The sequence below is a fragment of the Streptomyces sp. DT224 genome (genome assembly GCF_049844595.1).
Lineage (GTDB): Bacteria > Actinomycetota > Actinomycetes > Streptomycetales > Streptomycetaceae > Streptomyces.
On record NZ_JBNCLI010000003.1, the window covers coordinates 291,942 to 303,070 of the forward strand.

General features: G+C 74.3%; 6 protein-coding genes. All 6 read right to left on the minus strand.

Translation table 11 applies throughout. The features are described from left to right. Positions 1 to 54 precede the first annotated feature (54 nt). The 6 genes from galU to ACLQ2N_RS08680 all read right to left on the minus strand — a co-directional run bounded on the left by galU (position 55) and on the right by ACLQ2N_RS08680 (position 11,125). Positions 55 to 945 carry a UTP--glucose-1-phosphate uridylyltransferase GalU gene (gene galU, locus ACLQ2N_RS08655; protein ID WP_425810733.1) on the minus strand — a complete coding sequence of 297 codons (891 nt, stop codon included), beginning with the start codon at positions 943 to 945 and terminating at the stop codon, positions 55 to 57. Positions 946 to 1,043: 98 nt separating this feature from the next. Continuing rightward, the gene (locus tag ACLQ2N_RS08660; RefSeq protein ID WP_425810735.1) at positions 1,044 to 5,204 is read right to left on the minus strand and encodes an Rne/Rng family ribonuclease; all 4,161 of its coding nucleotides are present in this window, start codon (positions 5,202 to 5,204) and stop codon (positions 1,044 to 1,046) included. Between the two features lie 230 nt (positions 5,205 to 5,434). Continuing rightward, positions 5,435 to 6,217, minus strand: coding sequence for a TIGR03936 family radical SAM-associated protein (locus tag ACLQ2N_RS08665; protein WP_425810737.1), 783 nt, complete (start codon positions 6,215 to 6,217; stop codon positions 5,435 to 5,437). A gap of 121 nt (positions 6,218 to 6,338) precedes the next feature. Then, positions 6,339 to 7,556 (minus strand): hypothetical protein, encoded by a 1,218-nt coding sequence (locus ACLQ2N_RS08670; RefSeq protein ID WP_425810739.1) that lies wholly within the window; start codon positions 7,554 to 7,556, stop codon positions 6,339 to 6,341. 78 nt (positions 7,557 to 7,634) lie between these two features. After that, positions 7,635 to 9,560, minus strand: coding sequence for a TIGR03960 family B12-binding radical SAM protein (locus ACLQ2N_RS08675; protein WP_425810741.1), 1,926 nt, complete (start codon positions 9,558 to 9,560; stop codon positions 7,635 to 7,637). A 50-nt stretch (positions 9,561 to 9,610) separates the two neighbouring features. Then, entirely contained in the window at positions 9,611 to 11,125 is a 1,515-nt protein-coding gene (locus ACLQ2N_RS08680; protein ID WP_425810743.1) for a CHAD domain-containing protein, read from the minus strand. Positions 11,126 to 11,129 lie beyond the last annotated feature (4 nt).

Genomic DNA, 11,129 nt, shown 5'->3' on the forward strand with positions numbered 1-11,129 from the left:
TCGGTGCGGTGTTACGGGTGTCCGGAATCAGGTGTACGGGGCGCGCCGGGCGGGTCAGAGTTCCGACGCCACGTAGGCGCGCAACCAGGTACGGAAGTCGGGGCCCAGGTCCTCGCGCTCGCAGGCGAGGCGGACGATGGCACGCAGATAGTCGCCGCGGTCGCCGGTGTCGTAGCGCCGGCCCCGGAAGACCACGCCGTGCACCGGGCCGCCGAGCTTCTCGTCGGCGGCGAGCTGCTGGAGCGCGTCGGTCAGCTGGATCTCGCCGCCCCGGCCCGGCTCGGTCTCGCGCAGCACGGCGAAGACGGCGGGGTCCAGGACGTAGCGGCCGATGACCGCGAGGTTGCTGGGCGCGTCGCCCGGCTCCGGCTTCTCGACCAGGCCGGTGACCCGGACGATGCCGTCCTCGGGCGTGGGCTCCACCGCCGCGCACCCGTAGAGGTGGCTCTGTTCGGGCGCCACCTCCATCAGCGCGACGACGCTGCCGCCCTCGCGCTCCTGGATCTCGGTCATCCTGGTCAGCAGCGGGTCGCGCGGGTCGATCAGGTCGTCGCCCAGGAGCACCGCGAAGGGCTCGTCGCCCACATGGGGCTCCGCGCACAGGACGGCGTGGCCGAGGCCGCGCGGGTCGCCCTGGCGTACGTAGTGCATGGTCGCGAGGTCGCTCGACTCCTGGACCCGGACCAGCCGCTCGGCGTCGCCCTTGCGGGTCAGCGCCGACTCCAGCTCGTAGTTCCGGTCGAAGTGGTCCTCCAGCGCGCGCTTGTTGCGCCCGGTGATCATCAGTACGTCGCTCAGCCCCGCGGCGGCGGCCTCCTCCACGACGTACTGGATCGCCGGCTTGTCCACGACCGGCAGCATCTCCTTGGGAGTCGCCTTCGTCGCCGGCAGGAACCGGGTACCGAGCCCGGCGGCCGGTATGACGGCCTTCTGGATCTTGCGCATGTGGGGCTTTCGTGTCGGGGGCGGGAGGGCCCGGCGCCGTGACGCGGCCGGCCGGTCCCGGGGGACGGGACCGGCCGGACCGTGTCACGTGAGGCGGATCAGTCCTCGTCGGCCGTGGCCGTGACGGCCGGGGCGGTCTGCTGCTCCGCCGCCACCGTCTTCTTCGCCGCCGCCTTCTTGGCCGTCGTCTTCTTCGCGGCCGTCTTCTTGGCCGCGGTCTTCTTGACGGCCGCCTTCTTGGCCGTGGCCTTCTTGGCGGTCTTGCGGGCCGCCTTCTTGGCCGGAGCCGTCTCGGCCTCGGGCTCCGCCTCGGGGGCCTCGGGGGCCTCCGGGGTTTCCACGACGACGACGGCGGCCTCCTCGGCTCCCGCGGGGGAACCGGCGGGCGCGCTGACCTTACGGGTGGCGCGGCGCCGGACACGCGGCGGCGCGGCCGGCTCCTCGGCCGGGGCCTCGGCGTGCGACGCCTCGACCACCGGGTCCTCGGCGGCCACCGGGTCCGGGCCGGGGACCGGCTCCTCGGCGGCCGGCGCGGGCTCGGCCGGCTGGGCCGGGGCCGGCTCGGTCACGGCCGCCTCGGCCGGGGCCGGCGAACCCGCCGGGGCGGTCGCCTTCCGGGTGGCCCGGCGGCGCGTCCGGCCCTGCGGGGCCTCGGGCGTCTCGGCCACCGGCTCCGGGGCCGCGACGGGCTCCGGCTCGGCGGCCGGCTCGGCCACGATCTCCTCCACCGGGGCGGCGGAGGTCTTCGGGGCGCCGGCCGGGGCCGACGCCTTGCGGGTGGCCCGGCGGCGGCCACGGCCGCGTGCGACGGCGGCCTCGGCCTCGGCGGCGCTGCTGTACAGCTCCTCGTCCGGGACGAACTCGGGCTCGGGCAGGGCCACCGGCGCGGCGACCTCCGCCGCCACCTCGGCCTCGGTCTCGGCCTCGGTGTGCTCCTGGACATGGTCGTGCTCGTGGTCCTGACCACCGCCGCGGCGCTTCTTCGAGCGCTTGCCACCGCCACCGCCGCCGCCCACGGACGTGGGCTGCTCCATGTGGACGATGACACCGCGGCCGTTGCAGTGGACGCAGGTCTCGGAGAACGACTCCAGCAGCCCCTGGCCGACCCGCTTGCGGGTCATCTGGACCAGGCCGAGCGAGGTGACCTCGGCGACCTGGTGCTTTGTACGGTCGCGGCCCAGGCACTCCAGCAGACGCCGCAGCACCAGGTCCCGGTTGGACTCCAGCACCATGTCGATGAAGTCGACCACCACGATGCCGCCGAGGTCGCGCAGCCGGAGCTGGCGCACGATCTCCTCGGCCGCCTCCAGGTTGTTCTTGGTGACCGTCTCCTCCAGGTTGCCGCCCTGGCCGGTGAACTTGCCGGTGTTGACGTCGACCACGACCATCGCCTCGGTCTTGTCGATCACCAGCGAGCCGCCGCTCGGCAGGTAGACCTTGCGGTCCAGCGCCTTCATGAGCTGCTCGTCGATCCGGTACGTCGCGAAGATGTCGACCTCGGAGGTCCACCGCGACAGCCGGTCCACCAGGTCGGGCGCCACGTGCGAGACGTAGCCGTGGATGGTCTCCCACGCGTCGTCGCCGCTGACGATGACCTTGGAGAAGTCCTCGTTGAAGATGTCCCGGACCACCCGGACGGTCATGTCCGGCTCGCCGTACAGGAGCGTCGGGGCGTTGGAGCTGCCGGTGCCCTTCGCCTTCTTCTGGATGTCCTCCCACTGCTGTTGCAGCCGCTCGACGTCACGGCGCAGCTCGTCCTCGCTCGCGCCCTCGGCGGCGGTGCGCACGATGACGCCCGCGTCCTCGGGGACGATCTTCTTGAGGATGGTCTTGAGCCGGGCGCGCTCGGTGTCGGGCAGCTTGCGGCTGATCCCGGTCATCGAGCCCTCGGGCACGTAGACCAGGTAGCGGCCGGGCAGCGAGACCTGGCTGGTCAGGCGGGCGCCCTTGTGGCCGATCGGGTCCTTGGTGACCTGCACCAGGACGGACTGGCCGGACTTGAGCGCGCTCTCGATACGGCGGGGCCCGTGGGCCATGCCGAGCGCCTCGAAGTTGACCTCACCGGCGTACAGGACGGCGTTGCGGCCCTTGCCGATGTCGACGAAGGCGGCCTCCATGGACGGCAGCACGTTCTGGACCTTGCCCAGGTAGACGTTGCCGACGTAGCTGGTGGCCTGCTCCTTGTTGACGTAGTGCTCCACGAGCACGTTGTCCTCGAGGACGCCGATCTGGGTGCGCTCGCCGCTCTGGCGGACGACCATGACGCGCTCGACGGCCTCGCGGCGCGCCAGGAACTCGGCCTCGGTGATGATCGGCACCCGGCGGCGGCCCTGCTCGCGGCCCTCGCGGCGGCGCTGCTTCTTGGCCTCCATGCGGGTCGAGCCCTTGATGGACTGGACCTCGTCGAAGCCGGTGCCGAGCTCCCGCTCCTCCTTCTTGCGGGGCTCGCGGACCTTGACGACGGTGCGCTCCGGGTCGTCCGAGCCGTTCTCGGCCTCGGCGACCGCGTCACCGCTGCGACGACGGCGGCGCCGGCGACGGCGGCTGCTGCTCGTGCCGGAGGCGGCGGACTCGCGCTCGTCGTCCTCCTCGTCGGCCTCGTCCCCGGTCTCCTGGGCGGCCTCGGCTTCGTCCTCGGCCTCGTCGTCCGGGTGCTGCTCGGCGCCCTCGTCCTCGGCGGCCTCGCCCCGGCGACGGCGACGGCCGCCCCGGCGACGGCGGCGCGACGGACGGTCGCCGTACTCGTCGGTGTCCTCGCCGTCCTGCCCGGCCTCGGCCGCGGCCTCCGGCTCCTGCTCGTCCTCGGCCTGCTCCTGCGCCGGGGCGGCGGTCACGGTCTCGGCGGCGTCGGCCTCGGCGGCCTCACCGCGACGGCGGCGACGGCGGCGCGAACCGCCCTGGGACGCGGCCTCGGCGGGCGCGGGCGCCTCCTCGCGGACCGGGGCGATCTCGTCCTCGGGCTCCTCGTGCGAGGCGGCGGCCGCGGCGGCGGCCGCGGTCTCCGGGGTCTGGAACATCGGCTCGGCGAAGACCGGTGCCTGGAAGACGGCCACGGCCGGGCGGGCGGCCCGGCGACCGCGGCGCGCGGGCTCTGCCGGCTCGGCGGTGAACTCGGGGCGGCCGGCGGCTGCGGTGGCCCGGCGGCGCTGACGGCCGCGCGGGGCCGCCTCCTCGACCTCGACGGGCTCGGCGGCCAGCTCCTCCACGGCGGCCTCGGGCAGGCTCTCACCGTTCTGGGCCTCGACGGGCTGCTCGACGGCGGCCTTCGGCGCACCGGCCGGCGAGGTCGCCTTGCGCGTGGCGCGGCGGCGGCTGCGGGGGGTTTCGGCGGGCGTCTCGACGACGGCCGGCTCGGCGGGCGTCTCGACGGCCTCTTCGGCCTCTTCCTCCGCCTCGTCGGCGACCTCGGCGGCCGGCGCCACGGGCGCGGCGGCCTGCGGGGCACCGGCCGGGGCGGAGGCCCGGCGGCGGGTACGGCCGCGCGGGGCCTCGGCGGGCTCGGCGACGGCTTCGGCGACCGGCTCGGCGGCGGCCTCCTCGGCCTCCGTCACGCTCTCGGCTGCCTTCGGCGCACCGGCGGGCGACGTGGCCTTGCGCACGGCACGGCGGCGACGGGGGGCCTCGGCGGCCGGCTCGGCGACGGGCTCGGGGCTCTCCGCCACGGGGGCCTCCTCGACGATCTCGACCGGCTCGGCGGCCTTCGGCGCGCCGGCGGGCGAGGTGGCCTTGCGGACGGCACGGCGGCGCGGGCGCGCCGGAGCGGCGCTCTCGGCGGCAGACTCGGGGCTCTCCACGACGGGGGCCTCCTCAACGGTCTCGGCCGGCTCGGCGGCCTCGGGCGCGCCGGCGGGCGATGTGGCCTTGCGCACGGCACGGCGGCGGCGGGGGGTCTCGGCGGCCGGCTCGGCGGCGGGCTCCGCCACGGGCTCGGCGGCGGCCGGCACGGCGGTCACGGGCGCCACGGCCTCGGCCGGCTCGGTGGCCTTCGGCGCGCCGGCCGGGGACGTGGCCTTGCGGACCGCGCGGCGGCGGGGGCGGGCAGGCGCGGCCTCGGCGGCGGCCGGTTCCGCGCTGCTCGGGGACTCCGCGGCGTCAACGGCCGGTATGGCCGACGCGTCGGTGGCGGCCTGCGCCCCGGCCGACGGCGGGCCGGCGGGGCGGGAGGCGGCGCGGCGCCTGCGGCGCGGGGGCAGCTTGTCCCCGGGGGTGTTGTTGTCTTCTGCGTTCCCGGCGGTGCCGGGTTCGTTCGGCTGGGGCATGCGGGCGTTTCTCCCGTCGCGCTCCCGGGCGCCGCACCTGATTCCGGTCCGGTCCGGTCCGCGGGTGGCCGCGGCACCGCCGTCCGGGGCGCGGGCGCCGCACGGGAGCTGAATCTTGGCTCGCCGGTTCCGTACGCGGTGTGCGGACGGCCTGGCGAAAGTCTTATGGGTCAGCGCGCGGCCCGGCCCAGGTGGCTCCCGAGCGCGAGGGCTGCGCTACGACGACCGCCTTACGCGGAACCTGCACCTTCGGGCGCCGTCGCGGCGGCGGTCCCGGTGGCCGTGGTTGATGCGGCCGGGGCTGCCTCGCGGTCGGGCGCGAGCGGGTCGGTCACCGTGCCGGACTCCTCGTCGAAGAGCCCCTGCGCCAGCCTGGTCACCGCTGCGGGGACCGGCGGCGCCAGGTCGGCCACAACGCGGAGACCGGACAGGACGTCGTCAGGTCGTACGGCAGGTGTCACGTGCCGAACAACCAGCCGCAGTATCGCACAGGCCCTGTCACCGGGCCTATCAGCCGGAAGCTCAAGGGTCCGGAGGTCGACCACGGCGGAACGGGCGTCGAAGGTCCGCATGCCGTTCTTCGTACGGCGCTCGACCTCGACGGTCTTGGCCGCGTTGAAGGCGGACACGGCCTTCTCCGCCTCCTGCGGGGTCACCCCGTCCAGGCGGATCTCCCAGACGGAGGCGGTCAGCCGGTCGGCGAGACCCGAGGTGCGGGCCTCGACGGCGTCCGTGATGTCCAGGCCGTCCGGCATCGATTCGTTGAGCAGCTCACGCAGGACACCCGGGTCACGGGGCTCGGTGAGGGCGATCTCCAGGAACTCGGCCTCGCTGCCCGTACCGGTGGGGGCGGCGTTGGCGTACGACACCTTGGGGTGCGGGGTGAAGCCCGCCGAGTAGGCCATGGGCACCTGGGAGCGGCGCAGCGCCCGCTCGAAGGCACGCTGGAAGTCACGGTGGCTGGTGAACCGGAGGCGGCCGCGCTTGGTGTAGCGCAGTCGGATGCGCTGCACCGCCGGTGCGGGCGGCGGGCCTTCGGGCTGTCGCTTGCCCAGTGGTTCTTCTCCTCGGTGCGGGGCGGGCGCGGTGGCGCGCCGCCCTCGAAATACGGGTGGCCCGGCGGCCCGGCCCGGCTCACCCCTGCTGTGCGGATTTCTCCGGGAGCGGGGAGAACTCTGGTCCTGGTGCCGCGCTGGGCACGGTCGTTGTACTACCCAGAGTACGCGCAAGGGGGCTTCCGGGTTCCCCGGGCTCGGGTTCGGCGGGCGTGCCGACCAGGGCGCGCCAGGCGTCGCGCCTGGCCCGGCGGACCGTTTCCCGGGCCGCGCGCAGCGTCTGGCGGGTCGTTCGGCCCACCGCGCGCAGGGCCCGCCCGACGGGTGCCAGGAAGGCGTCGCGCACGAAGCGGCCGACCGGGACGCACACCGTGCGGTACGCCCAGCGCACCGGCGCGGCGATCAGGTTTCGGGCGAGCCAGGCGAGCGCCCGGCCGACCGCCCGGGAAAGGAGTCCCGCGACCTGCCAGGCGATGCCGAGCGCGGCGGCGATCTCCCTGCCGACCGGGGTCAGGACACGCCGGTACACCCAGACGACGGGCGTGACGAGAAGCACGACGACGAGCCACCGCAGCACGACGCCGAGGCCCCGGAAGAACGCCTCGATCCCCCGGATCGCCAGATCCACCACCCAGGCGATGCCGTGGCCCAGCGGGGTGAGCACCCGCCGGTACACCCAGACGAGCGGGACCACCACGAGGTACCGGACCAGCCAGGCCACGGCGAGCCCGACGGGCACCAGGACGTACCGCCACAGCAGCACCACCGGCATGACGAACACCATGGCGAGCAGCCACTTCAGGGCGGAGCCCAGCCACCGCGCCGCCGGGACCAGCACCTCCCGGTACAGCCACCGCAGCCCGCGTCCGAGCGGGGTGAGCAGGTGCGCGTACACCCATCGGAGCGGCACCACGACCCCGTACCGGACCACGGGCACCACGACGTGGCGCCAGAGCGCGACCCACGGCCAGACGAACACCGCCCGCGCCAGCCACGCCAGCGCGTGCCCCAGCGGGACGCACACGCAGCGCCACAGCCATCGCGCCGGGATCACCACCAGGACGTCGAACAGCCAGGCCAGGGCGCGCCCGAGCGGGCGGAACAGCACCCGTTCGGCGGCACGGGCGGTGACGACGAGGGCGTCCCACACCATCCGTACCGGCAGGACGACGAGGAGCACCACGATCCGGACCGGGATCCGGATGAGCGTGGTCAGGCAGCCGTCGCCGCCCTCGTAGTGCGCGGGCGCCTGGTGGGCGCCGTACTCCGCCGGCGCCCGGTGCTTTCCCTGTTCCATGCCCCCAATGACGCGAAGGCCCGGCCGGGAGTTTCCCCGGACCGGGCCATCGTCACCGACCTGTCACACGCAGGCGCGCTACTTCACGACCGTGAGCGGCAGGAGCTTCTTGCCGGTCGGACCGATCTGGATACTCGTGGAGAGCTGCGGACACACCCCGCAGTCGAAGCACGGCGTCCAGCGGCAGTCCTCGACCTCGGTCTCGTCCAGCGAGTCCTGCCAGTCCTCCCAGAGCCAGTCCTTGTCGAGGCCCGAGTCCAGGTGGTCCCAGGGCAGGACCTCCTCGTAGGTCCGCTCGCGGGTGGTGTACCAGTCGACGTCCACGCCGAACTCCGGCAGGGTCGCCTCGGCGCTCTTCATCCACAGGTCGTAGCTGAAGTACTCGCGCCAGCCGTCGAACCGGCCGCCGGCCTCGTAGACCGCGCGGATGACGGAGCCGACCCGGCGGTCGCCGCGCGAGAGCAGGCCCTCCACGATGCCGGGCTTGCCGTCGTGGTAGCGGAAGCCGATCGAGCGGCCGTACTTCTTGTCGCCGCGGATCTTGTCCCGCAGCTTGGCGAGGCGGGCGTCGGTCTCCTCGGCGCTGAGCTGCGGCGCCCACTGGAACGGCGTGTGCGGCTTGGGCACGAAGCCGCCGATGGAGACCGTGCAGCGGATGTCGTTCTGGCCGGAGACCTCGCGGCCCTTGGCGATCACGTTGACCGCCATGTCGCCGATCTGGAGGACGTCCTCGTCGGTCTCGGTGGGCAGCCCGCACATGAAGTACAGCTTCACCTGGCGCCAGCCGTTGCCGTACGCGGTGGCGACCGTGCGGATCAGGTCCTCCTCCGAGACCATCTTGTTGATGACCTTGCGCATGCGCTCGGAGCCGCCCTCGGGGGCGAAGGTGAGACCGGAGCGGCGCCCGTTGCGGGTCAGCTCGTTGGCCAGGTCCACGTTGAACGCGTCGACGCGGGTGGACGGCAGCGAGAGGCCGATCTTGTCGTCGGTGTAGCGGTCGGCGAGGCCCTTGGCGATCTCACCGATCTCGGTGTGGTCGGCGGAGGACAGCGAGAGCAGGCCGACCTCCTCGAAGCCGGTCGCCTTGAGGCCCTTCTCCACCATCTCGCCGATGCCGGTGATGCTTCGCTCCCGCACGGGGCGCGTGATCATGCCGGCCTGGCAGAAGCGGCAGCCGCGGGTGCAGCCGCGGAAGATCTCCACGGACATCCGCTCGTGGACGGTCTCGGCAAGCGGGACGAGGGGCTGCTTGGGGTAGGGCCACTCGTCGAGGTCCATGACGGTGTGCTTGGACACCCGCCACGGCACGCCCGACCTGTTGGGTACGACGCGGCCGATGCGGCCGTCCGGGAGGTACTCCACGTCGTAGAAGCCGGGGACGTACACGCCGCCGGTCTTCGCGAGGCGGAACAGCACCTCCTCGCGGCCGCCGGGGCGGCCCTCGGCCTTCCAGGCGCGGACGATCTCGGTGATCTCCAGGACCGCCTGCTCGCCGTCGCCGATGACCGCGCAGTCGATGAACTCCGCGATCGGCTCCGGGTTGAACGCGGCGTGGCCGCCCGCGAGGACGATCGGGTCGTCGATGTCCCGGTCCTTCGCGGCGAGCGGGATGCCGGCCAGGTCCAGGGCGGTGAGCATGTTGGTGTAGCCCAGCTCGGTGGAGAAGCTGAGCCCGAAGACGTCGAACGCCTTGACCGGGCGGTGGCTGTCCACGGTGAACTGCGGCACCTGGTGCTCACGCATCAGCGCTTCCAGGTCCGGCCAGACGCTGTAGGTGCGCTCGGCGAGGACGCCCTGGCGCTCGTTGAGTACCTCGTAGAGGATCATGACGCCCTGGTTGGGCAGCCCGACCTCGTACGCGTCCGGGTACATCAGCGCCCAGCGGACGTCGCACTCGTCCCACGGCTTGACGGTGGAGTTCAGCTCACCGCCGACGTACTGGATGGGCTTCTGCACATGCGGGAGCAGAGCTTCGAGCTGTGGGAAGACCGAATCGACAGACATCGCGAACTTTCGAGAGCCGGCAGGGGTGACCATCCAGCGTACCTCGCTGCTCAGCCTCCCGGCGCCCGCCGGATGCGGGCCCGGTGCGCCCGTTGCCAGACCCCGGGCAGCTGGCGCTCGGTCGCGGCGGCGGCCGCCTCCTCCCGCCCGTACACCAGTCCCCAGGTGAAGGACGGCTCCCCCGCCGCGTGCGCCTGTACGGCGAGGGCGCGCAGGGTGTCGCGGGCGACGACGCCGTCCTGGTGGTCGCCGAGGAGGCTCTGGAGGGCCTTGAGCCGCTTGGCCGCCTTCTTCGCGGGCTTACCGAGGGCGGGGCGGGCGGCCTCCGCCGCGTACCGCGCCCGTTTCGCGGCCTTGCGGGCGCGGTGCAGGGCTGCGTCCCGGTCGGGGCCGGGCTCCAGCTCCAGGGCCCGCGCCACCCGTCCGGCGAGGCGCTTGTGGTCCTTGCGGACCGCGCGGACCAGCTCCTCGTCCGGCGCGGCGTCGGCTCCGGGCAGCAGCGGCGGAGCGGCGAGCAGCGCGTCCAGGGCGCGCAGCAGGTCCAGGTGGCGCGCGGAGTCCAGGACGGCGGTGGTGCGCCGGCGCGCGTCCTCGTGGTCCGCCGCCGACCGGAGGCGCAGCCGCGCCCTGGCCGGTCCGATGACCAGCGTGGCGGGCAGCTCGTCGAGCCGGGCGCTCAGCCGGGCGTCCAGGACCTCCTGGTCCCGGTCGACCCCCAGCTCCCCCGCGAGCCACTTCAGCTCGGCGCCCAGGGGGCGGGTGGCCTCACGGTCCAGGACGCGGCGGTACGTGCGCAGGGCGCTGCGCAGCCGCCGGGTGGCGACGCGCATCGTGTGCACGGAGTCGGGCAGTCCCCGCCGCACCGCCGGGTCGAGGGCCACGATCGCCTCGGCCTGGCGGCGTACGTAGGCGAGGACGTGGTCGCCGGCGGTGCGCGGTTCCGCGGGGCCGCCCCGCTCCGGGGCCGGCGCCGTCTCCTCCAGTGCGCGGGCCAGTTTGGAGTGGGAGGCGGCGGGCCGGATGCCGGCCTCCTCCAGCGCGCGGCCGAGGGTGTCGAGGAAGGCGGGGTCGCCGTCGTCGGCGAGTTCGGTCTCGATCTCGGTCCAGGCCGCGGTGCGGTCGCCGCCGTGCAGCCGCTCCGCGAGGACCTCGTCCACACTGAGCTCGGCCAGCGGGGTGCCGTCGTCGCCGGTGAGTACGTGGACGTCGCGGACGGAGACCAGCCGGACCACGGGGACGACGGGGGCGTCCAGGACGCGGGAGCGGATCAGGGCGGTGAGGCGGGCCGGCACGTGGTCGGAGAGCGGGGCCCGGATCTCGTCGCGGACGCCCTGGGCGACGGGGAGTTTCAGGTGCCAGCCGGCGTCGGAGCCGCCGGTGCGGCGGCGCAGGGTGACGTTTCCGGCGGCGAGGCGCAGGTCCTCGGTGTCGTAGTAGACGGCGTCCAGCTCCATGACGCCCTCGTGCGCGACGGACCCGACGCCGGCCACCCGGCCCAGGTCGGGCAGCCGGGTGGCGTCGGTGGCTTCGTACTTCCGCTCGATCTCGCGCTTGGAGTCCGCCATACGA